General features: G+C 58.8%; 14 protein-coding genes. 7 read left to right on the top strand and 7 right to left on the bottom strand.

All coding sequences use genetic code 11. The annotated features are described in order from the left end of the window. Positions 1 to 9: 9 nt before the first annotated feature. Both J2X66_RS11850 and J2X66_RS11845 read right to left on the bottom strand, forming a co-directional pair. On the bottom strand, positions 10 to 1,512 hold the full coding sequence (locus J2X66_RS11850; RefSeq protein WP_310264363.1) for an ATPase domain-containing protein: 1,503 nt from the start codon (positions 1,510 to 1,512) through the stop codon (positions 10 to 12). A 154-nt stretch (positions 1,513 to 1,666) separates the two neighbouring features. Next, a complete protein-coding gene (locus J2X66_RS11845; RefSeq protein ID WP_310264360.1) occupies positions 1,667 to 2,722 on the bottom strand; it encodes a tetratricopeptide repeat protein in 1,056 nt (351 codons plus the stop codon). A 184-nt stretch (positions 2,723 to 2,906) separates the two neighbouring features. On the opposite strand from J2X66_RS11845, the gene J2X66_RS11840 reads away from it, so the two are divergent. The 3 genes from J2X66_RS11840 to J2X66_RS11830 are packed head-to-tail and all read left to right on the top strand — an operon-like array spanning position 2,907 to position 6,202. Further along, a complete protein-coding gene (locus J2X66_RS11840) occupies positions 2,907 to 5,042 on the top strand; it encodes an FUSC family protein (RefSeq protein ID WP_310264358.1) in 2,136 nt (711 codons plus the stop codon). After that, the gene (locus J2X66_RS11835) at positions 5,032 to 5,232 is read left to right on the top strand and encodes a DUF1656 domain-containing protein (protein WP_007949274.1); all 201 of its coding nucleotides are present in this window, start codon (positions 5,032 to 5,034) and stop codon (positions 5,230 to 5,232) included. Before J2X66_RS11840 ends, J2X66_RS11835 begins: the two co-directional genes overlap by 11 nt. A gap of 4 nt (positions 5,233 to 5,236) precedes the next feature. Continuing rightward, positions 5,237 to 6,202 carry an HlyD family secretion protein gene (locus J2X66_RS11830; protein WP_310264355.1) on the top strand — a complete coding sequence of 322 codons (966 nt, stop codon included), beginning with the start codon at positions 5,237 to 5,239 and terminating at the stop codon, positions 6,200 to 6,202. A gap of 109 nt (positions 6,203 to 6,311) precedes the next feature. Here the strand turns inward: J2X66_RS11830 and J2X66_RS11825 are convergent, their stop codons facing one another. The 4 genes from J2X66_RS11825 to J2X66_RS11810 all read right to left on the bottom strand — a co-directional run bounded on the left by J2X66_RS11825 (position 6,312) and on the right by J2X66_RS11810 (position 13,418). Continuing rightward, positions 6,312 to 7,733 (bottom strand): TolC family protein, encoded by a 1,422-nt coding sequence (locus J2X66_RS11825; RefSeq protein WP_310264354.1) that lies wholly within the window; start codon positions 7,731 to 7,733, stop codon positions 6,312 to 6,314. Continuing rightward, positions 7,730 to 10,924 (bottom strand): efflux RND transporter permease subunit, encoded by a 3,195-nt coding sequence (locus J2X66_RS11820; RefSeq protein WP_310264352.1) that lies wholly within the window; start codon positions 10,922 to 10,924, stop codon positions 7,730 to 7,732. Before J2X66_RS11820 ends, J2X66_RS11825 begins: the two co-directional genes overlap by 4 nt. A gap of 15 nt (positions 10,925 to 10,939) precedes the next feature. Further along, entirely contained in the window at positions 10,940 to 12,193 is a 1,254-nt protein-coding gene (mexE, locus tag J2X66_RS11815) for a multidrug efflux RND transporter periplasmic adaptor subunit MexE (protein ID WP_059182991.1), read from the bottom strand. A gap of 307 nt (positions 12,194 to 12,500) precedes the next feature. Then, entirely contained in the window at positions 12,501 to 13,418 is a 918-nt protein-coding gene (locus J2X66_RS11810; RefSeq protein WP_059182990.1) for a LysR family transcriptional regulator, read from the bottom strand. A 268-nt stretch (positions 13,419 to 13,686) separates the two neighbouring features. On the opposite strand from J2X66_RS11810, the gene J2X66_RS11805 reads away from it, so the two are divergent. The 4 genes from J2X66_RS11805 (at position 13,687) to pgm (ending at position 19,942) form a co-directional block, all read left to right on the top strand. After that, complete coding sequence (locus J2X66_RS11805) at positions 13,687 to 14,709, top strand: zinc-dependent alcohol dehydrogenase family protein (RefSeq protein WP_310264348.1); 1,023 nt, start codon at positions 13,687 to 13,689, stop codon at positions 14,707 to 14,709. A 559-nt stretch (positions 14,710 to 15,268) separates the two neighbouring features. After that, a complete protein-coding gene (locus tag J2X66_RS11800) occupies positions 15,269 to 16,717 on the top strand; it encodes a hypothetical protein (protein WP_310264346.1) in 1,449 nt (482 codons plus the stop codon). A 67-nt stretch (positions 16,718 to 16,784) separates the two neighbouring features. Further along, complete coding sequence (locus J2X66_RS11795; protein ID WP_310264343.1) at positions 16,785 to 18,185, top strand: PLP-dependent aminotransferase family protein; 1,401 nt, start codon at positions 16,785 to 16,787, stop codon at positions 18,183 to 18,185. Positions 18,186 to 18,295: 110 nt separating this feature from the next. Then, complete coding sequence (pgm, locus tag J2X66_RS11790) at positions 18,296 to 19,942, top strand: phosphoglucomutase (alpha-D-glucose-1,6-bisphosphate-dependent) (RefSeq protein WP_310264341.1); 1,647 nt, start codon at positions 18,296 to 18,298, stop codon at positions 19,940 to 19,942. Positions 19,943 to 20,005: 63 nt separating this feature from the next. Here the strand turns inward: pgm and J2X66_RS11785 are convergent, their stop codons facing one another. Further along, on the bottom strand, positions 20,006 to 20,701 hold the full coding sequence (locus tag J2X66_RS11785) for a pirin family protein (RefSeq protein ID WP_027923221.1): 696 nt from the start codon (positions 20,699 to 20,701) through the stop codon (positions 20,006 to 20,008). Between the last annotated feature and the right edge of the window lie 71 nt (positions 20,702 to 20,772).

Raw genomic sequence — 20,772 nt, 5'->3', positions numbered from 1 at the left:
CGACAATACTCACCGGACATCGTCCTGGAGCAGTGGTTGGCTGGCGCCCAGATAGGTTGGTACGCCGCGTAATACGCCCTGGAACGCGTCCAATGGTTCACCGATGGTCATGCCCCGGCTGCCGATGCGGTATTCGCGAATGGTCGATTCGTGGCTGCCGGTGCGCTTCTTGATGATCGAGATCGCCCGGCGAACCTTGCCCAGTGCTTCGAAGTAGCGCAAGAGGATCACCGTGTCAGCCAGGTATGTGATGTCGACCGGCGCTTGCATGTCACCGACCAGTCCATGTTGAGCAACGGTCATGAACGTCGCAGCGCCTCGGCGATTGAGGTACAGCAGCAACTCGTGCATGTGCAGTACCAGCGCATTTTCCTCAGGCATCGCGGCCTGATAGCCATTGATGCTATCGATCACCACGGTTTTGATCTGACGTTCATCGACACAGCGGCGCACCCGGTGGGAGAACTCGCCGGGGGACAGTTCGGCGGCGTCGACTTGCTCTATCAGCAGGTTGCCGGTGTCCTGCAGGGCCTGCAGGTCGATGCCCATGTTTTTCATGCGCTCGAACAGTAACCCCAGCTCTTCATCGAAAATGAACAGCGCGGCTTTTTCGCCACGCGCCACGGCGGCAGCGGCGAAGATCATCGAGATCAGCGATTTTCCGGTACCGGCCGGCCCAAGGATCAGCGTGCTGGAACCAGTCTCGATACCGCCGCCGAGCAGGGCGTCCATTTCTTTGATGCCGCTGGTCAACTGTTGGCGGATGTAGCCACCTCGGTGTTCGGCCGCGACCAGGCGCGGGAATACGTGCACACCGTCGCCCATGATGGTGAAGTCGTGAAAGCCGCCGCGATACTTCTGGCCGCGGTACTTCACCACGCGGATACGTCGACGTTCGGCGCCATAGTTCGGTGTGAGTTCTTCGAGGCGAATCACGCCGTGCGCGACGCTGTGTACGGTTTTATCGAGGGATTCGGTGGTCAGGTCATCCAGCAACAACACGGTAGCGTCGTAACGCACAAAGTAGTGTTTGATTGCCAGAATCTGCCGCCGATAACGCAGTGAACTCTGGGCCAACAGGCGGATTTCGGACAGGCTGTCGAGCACCACGCGCGTCGGTTTGACCCGTTCGACCACTTCGAAAATCTGCTTGGTGGCTTCACCCAGTTCAAGGTCCGAGGAGTACAGCAGACTTTGCTGATGCTCGGCGTTGAGCAGGCTTTCCGGCGGGGTCAGTTCGAAGATGTGGATGTTCTCATCCAGCTCCCAGCCGTGGGACAGGGCGCCTTGACGCAGCTCACGCTCGGTTTCTGACAAGGTGATGTACAACGAGCGTTCGCCGGCTCGGGCGCCGGCCAACAGGAAATGCAAAGCAACGGTGGTTTTGCCGGTACCGGGTTCACCCTCCAGCAAAAATACATGTCCACGAGACAAGCCCCCGGCCAGGATGTCATCCAGACCTTCGATGCCGGTGGCGGCTTTTGCACTGAACAGCTCGGTTGATGTAGACAAGAAAAACCCTCTCATGACCAGGGGAAGCGAGGCAGCAGGCTTGAGGTGCCTGTTTGGACTGCCTTTTCTCTTGACCTTTGGTCGTGACGACGGTTCAACCTTTTTGCGGAACTGACCTGTAGCAGCCTTCGGCAGCTGCTACGGAGGGGGGCTGCTACAAGCCTTGCTGCAACGCGGGGTCATCCGGGTTGAGCTGCTCCAGCTGAGCCAACAGGATCTGCACGTTCTGCAACTGCCCGCTTTCTTTCCAGTAATTGATCAGCAGCACACGCGCCTTACGGTCGGCCGGGTGGCGCTGGACGATCTCTTGCAACTGCTTCTGCGCGGCTTCCAGCTCTTGCTCAAGGTGCAAGGTAGTCGCCAGGTCATAGCGATAATCCTTGTTGTCGGGCTCCAGCTCCACAGCTTTGGAAAGGCCGAGCACCGCAAACTCACTTTGCCCGTGATTCAGCAGCCAGAGCCCCAGGGCATGTTGCAGGTAGGCCGAGTCGGGCTGCGTTTTGAGCTGTTTCGCCAGCAATTGGCGTGCGGCATCGCTTTGGCCCTGGCGGTCGAGCACATCGATCTGCATCACCAGCGCCGGCAGATTGCCGGGGTCCAATTGCAAAGTACGTTCAAGTGCCGCCTGCGCTTCTTTCAGTTCGGCGTTGTGCAGGTGCAGGCGCGCCAATTGATATTGGTTTTGCGCGCTGGGTGGCTGACTGTTAAGGGCCAGTTCCCAGGCATCGATGGCTTGCTCCAGTGGCGCGAAATATAACCCCAGGTCATCCGGCGACAGTCCCAACAGTGCATTGACGGCGGCAAATCGCACGTTTTCTACGCTGTCATCGAGCAATGGGCCGATCAACAGGCTGCGTTGCCCGGAAGACACCAGGCCGCTGATGCTCTTTATGGCGGCGATCCGTACGTTTTCATCCGGATGCTGCAAGTCCGCATCCGCCAGTTTCAAGGCCTGCGGGCTTGGGTAGTTGGGGAGTTCGGCGAGCAACCAGATGCGCCGCTTGGGCGATAAATCAGGACGCCCCAGTTGCTGATATAACACCCGTGCGGCGCCCGGCTGACCGGAACGGGCCTGGGTCAACGCTTCGCTGTAACCGCGTTTGATCGCTTCGGGCACCTCAGGCGTTGTGCTGCGCAGGAAAAACCAGGCCATAACAATGGCAAACAGCACACAGAGACTGATGAGCAAGTAGCGGCGGGACTGGGGCATGCAGGAATCCGGGAGCTGGCAAGCTTGTGCAAAGGCCGTCAGCTTCGGTCAGGTGGGGCTGTGAGTCAAACCCCGAGGTGGCTCAATGTCGAGGATTTTGCCTACAGCTTGCGTCGACATCGAAACCTGTCGAGGCCTTGAAGCACTGACTACGCTTGCTGAAGGTGAATCGAAGAGTGCTCCCATGCAACCGCTGCTTCAATACTTCAAGGTAATCCTCAACCCCGGGCCCGGTGTGCTGCTGTTTGCCTTGAGAACTATCGCAGCGGGGCTACTAACCCTGTACCTCGCGTTCCTGTTCGACCTCGATCAGCCCAAATGGTCGATCATGGCGGTGGTCATCGTCAGCCAGCCATTGGGCGGCATGGCGCTGGCCCGCAGTCTCGGGCAGGTCATCGGCACCACCTTGGGCGCTGTCGCGGCAGTCGTGATCATGGCGATCTTCCCCCAGGCGCCGTTGCCTTTCATCATTACCCTGGCACTGTGGCTGGCACTGTGCACCGCTGGTGGCACCTTATTGCGCTACACCAGTTCCCAAGCCTTTGTGCTCAGTGGTTACACGGCGGTGGTGGTGGCGCTGTTGGCCGTGCCTGATCAGGACGGCACCTTCCTTTTGGCGGTGACGCGCTTGACCGAGACGCTGCTGGCGGTGGCGTGTGTCTGCGTCGTCAGCCTGCTGACCGCACGACCCGAGACCGTGGCCCGGAGCTACTTCGCCAAAATCGATCAGGTGATCAAGTTGTTGGCGACTCACGCCGCAGCGGTCATTCGAACCGAAGAAAGCGAAGCCGATTTTCATCGCAGGCAAATGCAGCTGTTAGGCGAAATCAGCGTTTTGGAAGGATTGCGCCGGCACCTTTATTACGATGCCCCACGATTACGCCGCGCCGATGAGTTGGTGCAACTGCTGGGAAACCAACTGGTTTTACTGACGTCCCGGCTGATGGCGCTGCGCCACCAGCGTGAGCTGCTGACCGAGCGCTGGGAGGGGGATTTGCCCCTGGAAATACAGCATTTACGCGCCGAGGAACTGGCGTTTCTCGATGAGCTGGCCCAAAAGGGCCGCTCGCTGTCGGCCGATGCACGTCATCATTTTTCGGCATTGCAGCAGCGTTTCGACGATCAGGCCTACAAGGCAGAACAACTGACCGAAACAATGCCGGCCACATTGCGTTCGCTGGCGTGGGCCCTGCGCTGGGAGCAAGCGCGGTTGCTACAGCAACTGGAACAGATTCTGGAGCTCAGTGACGCCATTCAGGAGGAACGCCAGGCCAGTTGCGTCTACCGGGGACAGGCGAATCCGCTGCATCTGGATTTCACCCTGGCGGGGATGAACGCCATTCGAGCCTTTATTGCATTGCTGGTGGCCGGACTGATCTGGATCGAGACCGGCTGGGACGGCGCGCGGGGCGGCATGGTGCTGGTCGGGATTCTTTGTTCGCTGATGGCAACCTTCCCCAGACCGCTGCTGGCGGCGCAGAGCTATGCAAGGGGGCTGTTCCTGGCGCTGATTGTGTCGGCGCTTTATCAATTCATGCTGGTGCCCATGATCAGTGATTTCGAGCTAATGGCCTTGTTGTTGGCGCCGTTGCTGTATGCGGTCGCGGTAGGTCTCTCCACGCCGGCAACCACCGGGACGGGCATCGGTCTTGGGTTATCGACCTTTCTCTTGCTGGGGCCGCAAAATGTGGGGATCGGCCAGAACAGTGCGATTCAGTGGTTCGAGTTTGCCGGAGCCTATGTCAGCGCAACGGTCCTGGCATTGAGCGTCTTCGCCTTGATCTTCCCGTTCCGGCCTGTTCTGCGGATTCGCCGGCTGTTCAAGGAAAACGCGGAGCAGGTCTACGCCTTGATGAAAACGACGGCCACCGATGAACAGCAATTTGCCTTCGAAAGCCGCATGGTCGATCGACTGACCATGATGCTGGGGGTGTTGCCGGCGACCAGCGACAAGCAGTCCGGCGAGTTATTTCAGGTCAGCCTCGGGTGCATGGCTCTGGGCGTTGCGTTGAACCAGCTCAGGCAACAGGGGCAGGGCAATACCTTGTTGAGTTCGCAGCAACAGCAACGGTTGTTGGCTGCAGTCCGCGATTGCGCAAGATGGGTGGCCGGGCGGTCCGGGACAGACTCCGATCGGCTGCTGGGGGAACTGCGCCTCCTGGGCAACGAATTAGACGATCTACACCTCATGGTTCACGAGCACCTGTGGTCGGTGTTCCGAATGCGCGTGGCGCTGCTGATCGTGGAGTCGTTCGTGCGGCGATATCGCGAATACTTTCAACCGGTAGTTGCAACAGGAGTGCCGGCCCTTGCCCATTGATTTTGAACTGGGTGGCGTGTACTTGCCGCCCATCGCCCAAGCGCTGCTATTGGCGCTGCCGATTTTTCTGGCGCTGGACTGGGGGTTGCGCCGCCTCGGTGTGCTGCGTTTCGTCTGGCATGAAGCTTTGTTCGAGGGCGCGTTGTATGCCTGCGTGTGCGCGACGCTGATTCTGGTAATGGGAGCCTGATGCCTTGAAGAAATTTCTTCCCCGACTCGCCACATTGGTCGTTGTATTGCTGGCTTTCATTCTGGGCTGGTTTGCCTGGGAGCATTACACCCGGGCCCCGTGGACCCGGGATGCACGGGTTCGCGCTGACGTGGTGACGTTGTCTGCCGATGTCTCGGGGCGCATCGTCAAACTGGGTGTACAAGACAACCAGCACGTTGAAAAAGGCCAGCTGCTGCTGGAAATCGATCCGGCTCGCTACACCCTGGCCGTGGAACGTTCCAAACGCTCGGTGGAAGTGGCGAAAGCTTCACTGGGGCAGTCACAGGCGGCGATCGTTGCCAGCGAAGCACTGCTCAAACAGCGGCAGAGCGAGGAGCAACGCCGGCGTACGTTGAAGGAACGCTCGGCCGTCTCTGGTGAAGAGTGGGAAAAAGCCAGCACGGAGGTGGCTGTGGCTCAGGCCGATCTGCTGCGTAACCAGGCTATCCTGGTGTTGGCCCAGGCCAACGTGCAATTGGCCATCGCGGCATTGACCCAGTCCGAACTGGACTTGCAACGCACTCGCGTCGAATCGCCTGTCACCGGTTTTGTCACCAACCTCCTGACCCGTCAAGGCGACTACGCCACCGCTGGCGGCCCGTTATTGGCACTGGTGGACAGCGATTCGTTTTATGTCAGCGGTTACTTCGAAGAGACCAAGTTGCCGCGAATCGCAGAGGGTGACAGGGTCGACGTCGAATTGATGAGCGGCGAAACCTTTGGCGGCACCGTGCAAAGCATCGCTTTCGCCATCGCCGACCGGGAAAACCTGCCCGGTGGACGCTTGTTGGCCAACATCAACCCCAGCTACACCTGGGTCAAACTGGCGCAACGGGTGCCGGTACGGATAAAGATTGACGATGACTATGCGGGCAAAAACCTCCTGCGCGCCGGTACAACAGCGACCGTAACCGTCCGCGAAAACCGCAACCCCCAAGATCACCACTGATCCCCTGTGGGATCAAGAATCAGCAAACCAAAAAAAGCCCCGCGACCGAATGAGACGCGGGGCTAAAAAATCGGTTGGCTGCGGCCAACCAAAGGAGCTCTTTAATAACTTACTTGCTGGCGACGGTCTCCGGTTGCCAGCCACCGCCAAGGGCTTTGTAAATCGCGACAATCCCGCGATACAGTTCGGTTTCGGCCGATGCCTGAGTGTCTTCCGCCGCCAGTCGCTCGCGTTGCGCGTCCAGCAGGACGAGGAAGTCCGCCGTGCCTTCGCGGTAGCGAATTTCGGCCAGGTTGGCGGCGGCGCGGCTCGACTCACTCTGACGAATCAGAGAGATCAAACGTTGCTGACGCTTGCCGTAATCGCTGAACGCGTTTTCCGACTCTTCCAGTGCCAACAGCACTTGCTGCTCATAACTGGCCAGCGCGCCTTCGGCATCTGCATCCGCACCGCGAATACGGGCCTTCACACTGCCCAGGTCAAACGCAGCCCAGGTAATGCTTGGGCCCAGTGCCCAGGCGTTGGCTGCCGAGGAGCCGATTTGCGAGCCGCGTCCTGCCGTAAAGCCAAGGAAGCCGCTGAGGCTGACCTGTGGGAACAAATCAGCCGTGGCCACGCCGATACGGGCCGTGGCAGACGCCAGTTTGCGCTCGGCGCTGAGGATGTCCGGACGACGTTGCAGCAGTTGCCCCGGATCGCCAATCGGCAGCGCTTTGGCGATGGCCGGCAGGTTCTTGGGACTCAGGTCGACCGTCAGCTTGTCCGGCCGCTCACCCAGCAGGGTGGCGATACGGTTTTTTTGCCGAACCTGTTCGGCCTGCAATTGCGGAACGCTGGCTTCGACGGACGCCAGGCGTGCATCGGCGCGCTCCACGTCCAACTGATCACCGACGCCGGCATCACGCAGGCTGATGGTGATCTTGCGTGACTCCTGTTGGTTCTCCAGGTTCGCCAAAGCGATCTTTTCGCGCAATTGTGCACCACGCAATTGACCGTAGGAATCCACCAGTTCGGCAATCATGGTGACTTGCAGTTGGTACAGATCGGCCTCGATGGCTTGCTGTTCGGCGTTGGCCGATTCCAGGTTGCGCTGGATACGGCCAAACAGGTCGATCTCCCACGCCATGTCCAGGCCCAGGTCATAGCGTTCGCTGTTGACCCGTTTGGTGGTCTGGCCAGGGATCTGCCCTTTGCCCAGATCGCTGCTGGCCCGGCTGGTAATGGTCGGCATGGCGTCATTGCTGATGTCATCGCGAATTGCCCGGGCCGCTTTCCAGCGGGCGAAGGCCACGCGCAAATCACGGTTGCCTTGCAGGGATTGCGTCACCAACTGATTAAGGGTCGGGTCCTCGAACTGCTGCCACCAGATGCCTTCGAAGTGCGAGCGGTCGAAGTTTTTCTGGCCGGCAGCACCGTCGGTAGCCATGGTGATATGGGCCGGTTCAGTCGCAGGGGTCTTGTAGTCCGGGCCAACGGCACAGGCACTCAGGGCCAGGACCAGCAGGCTCGGAAGAAAGGCTTTCAAACTCATTGTTGCGACTCCAGTTGCGTTTGAAGATTCAGCGCCTTGGCCGCCTTGCGCTTTTCACCGCGCTCCACAAAGTTGCGAATCAATACGTAGAACACCGGCGTCAGCAACAGACCGAAGAAGGTCACCCCGAGCATCCCGGAGAACACCGCCACACCCATGGCGTGACGCATTTCGGCACCGGCACCGCTGGAGAAGACCAGAGGCACAACACCCATGATGAACGCGAAGGAGGTCATCAGGATCGGCCGCAGACGCAGGCGGCAGGCTTCCAGTACCGCGGCGAGCGGGCTGAGGCCTTCGTCCTGCTGTTTGTCCTTGGCGAACTCGACGATCAGGATCGCGTTCTTACACGCAAGCCCAACCAGTACGATCAGACCGATCTGGGTGAAGATGTTGTTGTCGCCGCCCGAAGCAATCACACCGGTAATAGCCGACAGCAAGGTCATCGGTACGATCAGGATCACCGCCAGTGGCAGGCTCCAGCTTTCGTATTGAGCCGCGAGTACCAGGAACGCCAGCAGTACGCAGAGCGGGAACACGAACAGTGCGGTGTTACCGGACAGAATCTGCTGGTAGGTCAGGTCGGTCCACTCGTAGGTCATGCCGTTCGGAAGTTCTTCCTTGAGCAGTTTCTCGATGGCTTTTTCGGCCTGGCCAGAGCTGTAGCCCGGGGCGGCGGCGCCGTTGATTTCAGCGGTGATGAAGCCGTTGTAGTGCATCACGCGGTCCGGCCCCGAGGTGTCGCTGACCTTGATGAAGGTCGCCAGCGGGATCATTTCGCCTTTGTTGTTGCGCACTTTCAGTTGACCGATCTGGTCCGGTTCAAGACGGAACTGTTGTTCGGCCTGAACGTTGACCTGGTAGGTACGACCGAAGCGGTTGAAGTCGTTGGCATACAGCGAACCCAGATAGATCTGCAGGGTGTCGAAGATGTCACTGACGGCCACGCCGTGAGTCTTGGCTTTTTCCCGGTCGATGGCGGCATCGACCTGCGGCACGTTCACGGTGTAGCTGGTGAACAGGGCGGCCAACTCCGGCACGCTGTGGCTTTTGTTGATGATGTTCATGGTTTCTTTGTACAGCTCGTCGTAGCCGAGGTTGCCCTTGTCTTCGATCTGCAGGCGGAAACCACCGATGGTGCCCAGCCCCTGTACTGGCGGCGGCGGGAAGATCGCCATGTAGGCTTCTTGAATCCCGGCGAACTGGCCGTTCAAGGCACCGGCAATGGCACCGGCGGACATGCTCGGGTCTTTACGCTCGTCGAACGGCTTCAAGGTCACGAACACGATGCCGGCGTTAGGACTGTTGGTGAAGCCGTTGATCGACAGGCCGGGGAAGGCCACTGCGCTTTCCACACCAGGCTGTTTCAGGGCCAGGTCGGACATGCGTTTGATCACGTCTTCGGTGCGGTCCAGGCTCGAAGCGTCCGGCAGTTGCGCGAAGGCCACCAGGTATTGTTTGTCCTGGCCGGGTACGAAACCGGTCGGGGTGTGGGCGAAACCGAAGAAGGTCAGCACCATCAGGCCTGCGTACAACAGCAGGGCAATACCGCTGCTGCGGATAACCCGGGCTACGGTGCCGACATAGCCATGGCTGGCGCGTTCGAAGAACCGGTTGAACGGACGGAACAGCCAGCCGCCCAACAGTTTATCAAGCACTTTGGTAAAGCGATCTTTCGGCGCATCGTGGCTCTTGAGCAGCACGGCGGCCAGGGCAGGGGACAGCGTCAGCGAGTTGAACGCCGAGATTACGGTCGAGATGGCAATGGTCAGGGCAAACTGTTTGTAGAACTGGCCGGTGAGTCCGGAAATGAACGCTGCCGGGATAAATACCGCACACAGCACCAGCGCCGTCGCGATGATCGGCCCGGTCACCTCTCGCATGGCTTTCTTGGTGGCTTCTACGGGCGTTTCTCCCAGCTCGATGTGCCTCTCCACGTTCTCCACCACCACAATGGCGTCGTCCACCACGATACCGATCGCCAGTACCAACCCGAACAGCGACAGGGCGTTCAACGAGAAGCCGAACAAGTGCATCACCGCGAACGTGCCGATCAGCGACACCGGTACGGCTACCAATGGAATGATCGAGGCGCGCCAGGTTTGCAGGAACAGAATCACCACCAACACAACGAGAATCAGTGCTTCGAAGAGGGTGTGAACAACGGCTTCGATGGAGCCGCGAACGAAGATCGTCGGGTCATAGACGATGCTGAAGTCCATCCCTTCCGGGAAGTTCTTCTTCAGCTCGGCCATCTTGTCGCGCACTTCGTTGGAGATTTCGATCGCATTGGAACCAGGGCGCTGGAAGATCGGGATCGCCACCGCCGGTTGGTTGTTCAGCAACGAGCGCAGGGCGTATTGGCTGGAGCCCAGTTCAACGCGGGCAATGTCTTTCAGGCGAGTGATTTCACCGTTATCGCCGGAGCGAATGATGATGTTCTCGAACTCTTCTTCAGAAACCAGACGACCTTGCGTGTTGACCGACAGCTGGAAAGCGGTGGCATTTGGCGCAGGAGGAGCGCCCAGTGCACCGGCGGCCACTTGACGGTTCTGCTCACGAATCGCGGTCACCACATCGGTGGCGGTCAGGTTACGCGAAGCGGTCTTGTTCGGATCGAGCCAGACGCGCAGCGAGTAATCGCCCATGCCGAACAATTGCACATCACCGACACCGCCCAGACGCGCCAGCTCATCCTTGATGTTGAGCAAGGCGTAGTTGGACAGGTAGAGCATGTCGTAGCGTTTGTCCGGCGACGTCAAGTGCACAACCATGGTCAGGTCGGGCGAAGCCTTGTCGACGGTGATACCGATGCGCGTCACTTCTTCTGGAAGTTTCGGCTCGGTCCGGGTGACCCGGTTCTGTACCTGCACCTGAGCGTTGTCCAGGTCAGTGCCCAGCGCGAAGGTGATGGTCAGGGTGATTTTGCCGTCAGCGGTGGACTGCGAGGACATGTACAACATGTTCTCGACGCCGGTGATGGCTTGCTCCAAAGGAGCGGCCACGGTTTCACCGATGACTTTAGGGTTGGCTCCCGGGAAGTTGGCGCGGACCACAACGGTCGGCGGCACCACTTCCGGGTATTCACTGATCGGCAACTGGAACAGCGAGATGGCGCCGGCGATCAGGATCAGCAGCGACAGCACCGCTGCGAAGATCGGCCGTGAAATGAAGAATTGGGAAAAATTCATCGGAGTCGTTGTCCCTTAACCGCGTGGAGTCGCAGCAGCCAGTTTCACAACCTCACCCGGCGCGACCTTGGCAGGTGCGACTTGGGGCAGGTTGCTGGCTTCCAGCGCTTGTCGTTGTTGAGCCAAGGCCGCGAGGGTTTGTTCGCTGGCCATCGGGATCACTTCAGGAGTGACCGGCGAGCCAGGGCGAACCCGTTGCAGCCCCTTGACGATGACGGTGTCATCCTTGTTCAGGCCGTTGCGCACGATGCGCAAACCTTCGATCTTGGGACCCAGTTCAACGGCGCGGTACGCCGTTTTGTTGTCGGCATCCATTACCAACACGAATTTTTTACCCAGATCGGTACCGACCGCTTCGTCGTTGATCAGCACGGCGGAGTAGGTGCCGCTGCCGACCAGTTTCAGGCGCGCATAAAGGCCTGGGGTGTAGCTGCCGTCTGCGTTGTCGAAGACTGCGCGACCGCGGATGGTGCCGGTTTTCGGGTTGACCTGGTTGTCGACGAAGTTCATCACGCCCTGGTGCGGGTTGCCGTCTTCGTTGGACAGGCCCATGTAAACCGGGGTGGTGGCGCCGCGTTTACCCTGGCGAGCGAGTTGGGTGTACTTGAGGAATACACGTTCGTCAGCGTCGAAGTAGGCGTAGACCTTATCGGTGGAAACAACGCTGGTCAGCGGCGTGGTGTCCGCAGTCACCAAGTTACCGGCGGTGATCTCCGCACGGCTGACACGACCACTGATGGGCGCGGTGACGCGGGTAAAGCTCAGGTTCAGTTTGGCCAGATCCAGTTGCGCCTGCAGGGCACCGACAGCGGCGCGCGCTTCTTGAGCGGCACTGGTACGCGAATCGGCCAGTTCGGCGGAGATCGCGTTGCTGGTGCGCAGACGCTCGCCGCGCTGGGCTTCGTTTTCACTGCGGGTGGCGTTGGCGCGGGACTGGGCAACCAGGGCTTCGAGACGGCGAACCTCGGCCTGGAATGGACGCGGGTCGATCTGGAACAGCAAGTCGCCTTTCTTGACCAGTGCGCCTTCAGTGAAGGCCACGTCATCAATCTGTCCGGAGACCCGTGGACGAATTTCTACGGTTTCCGGCGCTTCAAGGCGCCCGGTGAATTCGTCCCACTCGTTGATCGGTTGTTCCAGCACCTTGGCGACGCTGACCTTCGCCGCAGGCATGGTCGCGGCAGACTCAGGCGCCTTGCCGCAGGCGCTCATCACCAGTACGGCCAACATGGCCAACGGGAAGCGCAAATGTTTGAGTGACTGTTCCATGGATGCATCCGCCAATGTATTGAGAATGGACGGATGATGAGCGGCGAGGGTGTATCTCACGAATCGAATGAAGCGAAGGTAACTATCATTCGGAATGATATGAGGCTCGGGCGAGCTCTCTAGCATGCACCTTTGGTTAATCCGTGATCAATTGAATTGATGACAATTCAGTGTTGCAGAGAATGCAAAGGACCGACTTGGAACCGAGTCGTGGCCATCGCGGGCAAGCCATGCTCCCACAGGGAAATGCATTCCAATGTGTGGGCTTGCTCGCGAAGAGGGCAGAAGCCTCAACCCAGACTCAAGATCAGGCCAAGCTATCCGGATCCCCAAAGAACATCTGAATCCGCGACCGTAACCAACGTTCACCGGGATCATTATCCTGCGACCCACGCCAGGCCATGTGCAATTCAAAACTGCGCACCGGCAGCGGTGGGTCTTCAGCCCGGACACCGCCTGCCGCTGTCAACGCTTCGGCGGTGTAGTCGGGCACGGTCGCCACAATGTCGGTGCCACTGATGAGTGTGCTCAGCCCGTTGAACTGCGGCACCGCCAGCACGACATGCCGTTTGCGCCCAAGCTTTTCCAGTTCGTCATCTATAAAGCCGCTCAGGTCACCGGCGAACGACACCAATGCATGCGGTCTGGCGCAGAAGTCATCCAGGCTCAACGGGCCTGGCACGGTGTCGGCGCGCAATAGCTTCGGCATGCTGCGGCGTAGCACTTTGCGCTTGGCGTTGGCCGGCAGGTCGGCGGTATAGCTGACGCCGATGGAAATCTCGCCAGAGGCCAGCAGGCTCGGCATCAGGATGTAGTTGGCCCGCCGCACCACCAGCACGATCCCGGGGGATTCGGCACGCAAACGCTTGAGCAGCATCGGCAGCAGAGCGAACTCGACATCATCTGACAGCCCAATGCGGAACACCGCGGTGCTGGTGGCCGGATCAAACTCCGCAGCACGGCTGACGGCCGTGGAAATCGAGTCCAGAGCGGGCGAGAGCAAGGCGAAGATTTCTATCGCCCGGGCAGACGGTTCCATGCTGCGACCTGTGCGCACGAACAACGGATCATCGAACAGCCCGCGCAGGCGTGAAAGCGCCGCACTGATGGCCGGCTGGCCGAGAAACAGCTTTTCTGCAGCGCGGGTCACGCTGCGTTCGTGCATCAGTGTTTCGAAAACGATTAACAGGTTCAGGTCGACACGACGCAGGTCATTACGATTCATCTGGAGTCCTGGCAGAGTCATCAAGCTTGACGAGAGCGGCCATATGAGAACAATGGCCGGCATGAATCTTACGGGGAAAGGCTGCTACTCTGCACCGTGTAATTCAGTTTTTCCTGAAGGGCCGCTTCGATTTTCACGACATTTGATGATGTCGCCGGTGCTGCGGAATCAATGACAGGCATGTCGACTATTAATAGCCACTGATAGTCTTGGGTAGAAAGCCCAGATAGAGTTCATGGCATTAGAGGTTACTTTGACGAGGTTTGCGATGTCCCGCACGATCCGTTTTCACAAGTTTGGTCCAGCCGAGGTGCTCAAATGCGAAGAGCATGCGGCGGCACTTCCTGCTCCGGGCGAAGTGCAGGTGCGTGTCGAGGCGATCGGCATCAGCTGGTATGACACGCTTTGGCGCCAGAACCTGGCGTCGTCTCACGCTCGTCTGCCTTCCGGCCTCGGCCAGGAAATGTCAGGTGTCGTGACGGCGCTCGGCGAGGGTGTCGATGACCTGGCAGTCGGTGACAAAGTCGCCAGCTTCCCGTCTCAAAGCCCGAACGACTACCCCGTGTACGGCGAGCAGATTGTTCTGCCGCGCTCGGCCCTGACCCGGTATCCGGATGTGCTGAATCCGATCGAAGCGGCCGTGCATTACACGCCGTTGCTGATCGCTTACTTTGCTTATGTCGATCTGGCACGGATCAAACCCGGGCAGTTCGTGCTGGTGACTGACGCCAGCCATTGTGCCGGACCATCGTTCGTACAGCTGGGCAAAGCCTTGGGTGTACGTGTGATTGCCGCCACCAAAACGGCGGAGGAGCGCGAAAACCTGTTGGCTCTGGGTGCCGAGAAAGTCATCGTCACCGAAGAAGAAGATCTGCTGATGCGGATCAACAAAATCACCGATAACCGCGGTGTGGATGTGGTGTTCGACGGATTGGGCGGGCCGCAGATGTCGTTGCTGGGCGATGTACTCGCGCCGCGTGGCAGCCTGGTGTTGTATGGCCTTCAAGGCGGCAACCAGACGCCGTTCCCGGCCTGCGCAGCGTTCCAGAAGAACATACAGTTCTTTGTGCACTGTATCGGCAACTTCACCGGCAAGCCGGAACTGGGCATCATCCAGGACGAGGTCGCACTGCAACGTGCGTTGCGTGACATCAATCAGATGACGGCTGACCGTGTGCTGCTGCCGCTCAAGACTCGGGTCTTTCCGTTTTCCGAGTTTGTCGAGGCACACCGCTATATGGACGAATGCCCATGCCGTGAGCGGGTTGCCCTTCAGGTCGAACCTGCGTAACACGCCCCAATAAAAGTCCGTGCTTGCACGGACTTTTTCGTTCTCCCTCCGAAAACATGAGGCTCCCGTCAACTCATGACGGGTCAGTTCAGCAACTGAACTGGTTTTTGCCCTCAATCTGTATCTTCTAATCATCATATAAGCCCCGATAATTGAATGATTACTTTCATCTCAAGGAATGAGCTATGGCCAGGTATCGGGCAGATACTTTTCAATGCGCTCCGGCAATACAAACTCAACTATTAATGAGTTATCGGTCGGTTGCCGAAAAAACACAGGTGACTTCTTTCTTTATTTGTCGTGCTACTTGTCTGTGGGACGTTGTCGGATATTTCCTAGGATGTCTCCGGTTGTTGCCCGATGCCCGGCCTGTGGGGCTTGGAGGTGCGTGGTTATCAGGACGGTTAACGGTCGGCTGCAATCATTTCAAATAATGACTAAAAACTAAGTGTTAGCATTTGATATCAGGCGCAACACTCTAATCATGACAGGCAATCCATTGCGCAATGCAGGGCATTGTTTGCGTGACATCGAACCTATGAGTAACAGGTAAACAATAATGACCAATACCCATGATCAGGCAATGAACTATGTTTATCAGCAAGTACTGCAGCGATTACTGAGTTTCTTTTCCCGGGCCGAGCGCACTGCATTGCAGCTGATGATACAGCGCGTGGTGGTCGCCGCCGGTGGCATGGAACGTATTGGCGAGTTCAAGGTGCTGACGATCCAGTCTGGGAGCCGTGACAGTTGTTACACCCTGGCGTTGCTGCGTGCCGCGCAATTGAGCATCGCCGGGCGCGCACCGGCGACCTTCCAGCTGCGTGTGGCGACCTTGCGCTCGAACAGCATCGCTTCGACGGCGCTTGAAAACATCTATCGCAGCTGCAGCGCCTTGTTTCTCTACGATGATCCACGGGTTGAAGTGTTGATGGTCGATAACCGCGAGGTCCTGCCGTTTAATCACGCCGTGGCGATCTCCGAAGGCGGTCGCGAATCAAATCGCCTCAATATGTTGATGGTCGGTCACCGTCGAACCTGGCACGACCCCCTTGACCTGTGGGATGACGGGTACCTGGCAACCGGTGAGTTCTATGGGCAAATTGCCCGTTGGGACCGCGGTGTCGATGCCTTGGTCAGTAGCGATTCACCTCGCCAGCAAAAGCAGTTCATGGATGGATTGAACCGTGCTGCGGCGAAGGCGGGGTTTGCGATGTCGGCTCAGCCAGAGATCAGCTATGAGCAACTCTTCGCACGGCTCGATGCGCTGGGCAGCGACTGCTATCGCGAGTTTTACCTCGGCCACGATCAACCGGCATGGCGTCCAGCAGAGCATTTTGAGGCGTGTCGCCGCGCAACGTTCATCGACATCCACGACATGCTGGTCAGCAATCTGGACGAGCGCTGGCCGCTGCTCACAGAGTTCCTCAAGTTTCAACCTGACGAGCTGACGGCTCAGTCGGGGGATAACGAATACGTGAGCTTTTCGATTTCTGCGCATCTGCGTGGGCTACAAGCCTGTTTCGTGCAGGGTCGGACCTATGAAGCCGGCATTGTTGACTATGTTCGGCGGCAATTGGTCATGATGCGTCGCAAGCAACTTCCGGAGCATGCATACGAGCAGGTATTGCAGGCATATGGCAATCCAGATCAGCGTGAACTGGCGGCGGCCGAGGCCCAAAGATGCCTCGGTCTGAACGAAGCTCAATTGGTTTGTTTACTGTTCGCACCCTTTGTCGAGAAAGGCGCGTCGCTTGAGCATTTTCTGCGTCAATGCCATCCCGGCATGCTCGTGGCGCTCCCCGAACTGCATCGCGCGATGCAGGGCAAGCCTGCGCCCGAGCAGGTGTTGCAATGGATGGTCGATGTCAGCGGGCTGCCCGTCAGCCTGATCGGTACGCTGTATCGCATGGGGCCGGTGGCCAGCGGCGGGACTGCGGACAAGGGGCTGCAAGCCGATATGAGGGTGATTGACGCCGTGACGGGCGAACGGTCAACGGGGCGTTGAAAGTGCCTCGCTTGATAACGCCCGTCCGGTTCCATCGAGCTGCGCCCATCGTGTGCGGTCATCGCTCATGAAAGGCCCCCGAGAAACCGACTTCGCTTATCAGGCGGTGTATCGCTACCTGACTCATCTGATCAGCGAACCGGTCAGCGACACACGTGTGCGGCTTCCATCATTACGACAGCTGGCGGAGCGTCTGAGCGTGTCGATATCGACCATTCAGTACGCCTATTCGCTGCTGGAAAAGGAAGGGCGCGTCTATTCGGTGGCCAAATCCGGTTATTACGCACTTCCGGTGTCGTTCATCCGGCCACCGTGCAGCGGCAATGACCTGCTCGAGACGGTTTATGTGAATGCCAGGCGACCGGGAATGCTGGTATTGAGCGCTGATGAACCCGCATTGCTGCAGCCACTGGACAGCCCGCTATTGCTGCTGGAGAGAGAGCTGTTGCGCCAATATCCGCGCCAGCCGCAACCGACGTCTCAACCCTGTGGCGAGCGTGAGCTGCGTGCAGCGCTGGCGGCACGATATACCTCCTCTCCGACACGTTGCTGGCACGCCGACGATGTCTACATCGGTGCTGATCTGCGGGGTGTACTGGAAATATTGATCGCCGTGCTTTGCCTCAAGGACGCCACGGTTGTGGTGGAGTCTCCGTGCGACTGGTCGATTTTGCGGTTGTTGCAGGACTTCGACGTCAAGGTCATTGAGGTGTCGTTACAAGCGGATGGCTGCCTGGACCTTGATCATTTGCAAATGCTGCTGGAGACCGAACCCGTTCGACTGATGATGTTGTCATCCGGCCTGAACATGCCGCGCGGCAGCGTGGTCGATGAAAGCAACAGGCTATCAACCGTGCAGTTGCTGGCGCGGCACGGCAGTTGGGTGCTGGAGAACGACTGTTACGGCGATCTTGAGTTTGAACCCGCTGGCCCACGGTTCCGCGATTTGCTGGACCCTGACCGATTGATCGTGTTCTCCACATTCGAGAAGGTTATCGGAGCTGAAGCGCCTTACGGCTATGTGCTTTCGCGGCAACTGCGAGGTGAGCTGCAGCGACACTTTCTGCTGCGCTCGTTCCGGTTGTCGCCGATCCGTCAGAAAGCCATTGCGCGCCTGTACAACAATGGTCGCATCGATCAGCACTTGGTGGTGCTGCGCCGACTACTCAAGGAGCGCAAAGTACAGATGACCCAATTGCTGGAGGAACGACTGGCAGATGCGTTGCACTTCGTCGACCCCCAGGGCGGCGCGACGATCTGGGTGCGCTCGTTACGTCAGGTTGATGTGCGTGGCGTGTTCCACCGCCTGCTCAAACAGCAGGTAGTGGTAGCCCCAGGGGAATTATTCAGCTTGCGCGGGCTGCATGCGCAAAATTTGCGGCTGAGCCATACCTTTGGGGGTGAGCATGACCTTGGCTTAGCGTTGGGTTTGCTGGGGGATGCCTTGCGTCTGGAAGCGATCGATTGAGCGACGCGGGATAACATCCACGAGCCTCATGGATCTATAACATCGCGTTGCGGTCGAACTGCCAGTAAACTGCCTTCCATTCCTGAACCACTCAATTTCAGAGGTTTTGCATGACACTCAGTCCTTTTGCGGGCAAACCGGCACCGGCAGAATTGTTGGTCGATATCCCGCGACTGGTAACGGCCTATTACACAGGCCAGCCTGACGCAGCCATCTCAACCCAGCGCGTGGCCTTCGGCACCTCCGGACACCGGGGCAGCTCGTTCGACCTGAGTTTCAACGAGTGGCACGTCTTGGCGATCAGCCAAGCGATCTGCCTGTACCGCCAAGCCCAAGGCATTGACGGACCGCTGTTCGTCGGGATCGACACTCACGCATTGTCTACGCCAGCGGGGGCCAGCGCCCTGGAAGTGCTCGCTGCCAACGGTGTCACGGTGATGATTGCCGAAGGGGACGAATACACACCGACCCCGGCCATTTCCCACGCGATCCTTTGCTACAACCGTGGCCGTACTTCGGGTCTGGCGGACGGTATCGTCATCACGCCGTCGCACAACCCGCCGCAAAGCGGTGGCTACAAATACAACCCTACCAACGGTGGTCCGGCCGATACCCACATTACCAAGTGGATCGAAGCCAAGGCCAACGAACTGCTGGCGGCCAAACTCGCTGGCGTCAAACGCATCAGCTACGAGCAGGCGCTGAAAGCCGGCACAACCCATCGCCACGATTACCTCAACACTTATGTAGCCGATCTGATCAACGTGATCGACTTCGACGCCATCCGTGACGCCAAGCTGCGTCTGGGCGTTGATCCATTGGGCGGAGCAGGGGTGCGTTACTGGTCGGCGATTGCCGAGCATTACCGTCTGGACCTCGACGTGGTCAATACACAGGTCGATCCGACGTTCCGCTTCATGACCGTCGACTGGGATGGTCAGATCCGCATGGACCCATCGTCCACCCACGCGATGCAAGGCTTGATCGGTCTGAAAGATCGCTATGACGTCGCGTTTGGCTGCGACCCGGATCACGACCGTCACGGCATTGTTACGCCGTCCGGTGGTTTGTTGGCACCGAACAACTACCTCGCGGTATCGATTGACTACCTGTTCCAGAATCGTCCTCATTGGCGCGCCGACGCTGCCGTGGGCAAAACCGTGGTCAGCAGCGGCTTGATTGATCGCGTGGCCAAGCGTCTGGGCCGTCGTCTGTATGAAGTGCCGGTGGGCTTCAAATGGTTTGCCGACGGCTTGTTCGACGGTTCCCTGGGCTTTGGCGGTGAAGAAAGTGCTGGCGCCTCGTTCCTGCGCAAGGACGGCGGCGTCTGGAGTACCGACAAGGACGGCCTGATCCCGGCATTGCTGGCCGCAGAAATGACCGCTCGCACCGGTCGCGACCCAAGCCAGGCCTATCGCGCGTTGACCGACGAGCTCGGCGAACCGTTCTCGGTGCGCGTGGATGCCAAGGCCAACCCTGAACAGAAAGCCTTGCTGAGCAAGCTGTCGCCAGATCAGGTCACCTCGACTCAACTGGCGGGCGAAGCGATCCAGAGCATCCTCAGCCATGCACCTGGCAATGACCAGGCGATTGGCGGCCTGAAGGTCATGACCGAAAATGGCTGGTTCGCGGCTCGTCCGTCGGGCACTGAAGACATCTACAAGATCTACGCTGAAAGCTTTGTGAGCGATGACCACCTCAAGCAGTTGGTGGCAGAGGCTCAAACGCTGGTGGATGGCGCCATCGCAGCCAAGTAATCACAGGCAGAAAAAAGGGGCGACCATCACGGTCGCCCCTTTTTTTACCCGGCGTTTACTGAATCACGCGAGATCTACCAGGACAATTTCGCTGTCCTCAATCGCCGTCACTCGCAACACCTGCTCATCGGCCACCGCAACCCCGTCTCGAGCTTGCGCACGTAAGCCATTGACTTCAATCACACCCGTGGCCGGAACCAGGTAAGCGCGCCGCCCATTGTCCAGATGATACTCGGCCGATTCCCCAGCCTTCAGGTTCGCTGCCACCAGCCGCGCATCAGCACGGATGCGCAGGCTCTGATCATCGCCGGACTTGCCGCTGGCCAGCGTCACGAAGCCTTCACGATCACCTTTGGGGAATGGCTTGGCTCCCCAGGACGGAGCAAGCCCGGATTCGTTGGGGATGATCCAGATCTGGAAGATCTTGGTGGGTGTCGCTTCCAGGTTGTACTCGCTGTGAGCGATGCCGGTGCCGGCACTCATGACCTGAACGTCGCCGGCTTCGGTGCGGCCCTTGTTGCCCAGGTTGTCTTCGTGAGTAATCGCACCTTCACGGACGTAGGTAATGATTTCCATGTCACGGTGCGGGTGTTTTGGAAACCCGGTGCCGGAAGCAATCACGTCATCGTTCCAGACCCGCAAATTGCCCCAGTTCATGCGCTTGGGGTCATGGTACTCGGCGAACGAAAAGTGGTGATGAGCATCCAACCAGCCATGATGGGCACCGCCCAGGGAGTTGAAGGGTCTGAGTTCGAGCATGATCGTCTCCTGAAAGGGGGGTTGATGGCGAGCATCATCTATCAGGCACTCATCGATAAAAAGCGTAAAAA

Origin of the sequence: Pseudomonas sp. 3296 (assembly GCF_031456615.1) — a bacterium.
Classification (GTDB): Bacteria; Pseudomonadota; Gammaproteobacteria; order Pseudomonadales; family Pseudomonadaceae; genus Aquipseudomonas; species Aquipseudomonas mucoides.
Note: the sequence above shows the minus strand (reverse complement) of the source record. Positions and strands in the feature narration are given on the sequence as shown.